We start from the raw sequence: 216 nt of genomic DNA on the forward strand, positions 1-216 counted from the left end.
GTTTGGCATCCGATTTGTATTCGCGGTAGCCAAGTCGATTCGTAGTGGAGTACGCCAGTAATTGACCATTCGGACAACGATACACATCTGCTTGCGCATCATATTCATACTCGCGCTTATAGAAGAAGCCATCTTTATGATTGGGGCGACGATAGCCAATCACGCCATAGATATTGCGCTCAACTAAACCTTTGCAAATGTGGGGTGTGAAGTAGC

General features: G+C 46.3%; 1 pseudogene. It reads right to left on the reverse strand.

Annotated features, from left to right (window positions below):
* Positions 1-216: pseudogene (locus H8K52_RS22210) on the reverse strand (IS5/IS1182 family transposase); the annotation flags it as partial.

Source organism: Affinundibacterium seohonense (genome assembly GCF_014284305.1).
Lineage (GTDB): Bacteria > Pseudomonadota > Gammaproteobacteria > Burkholderiales > Burkholderiaceae_D > Undibacterium > Undibacterium seohonense.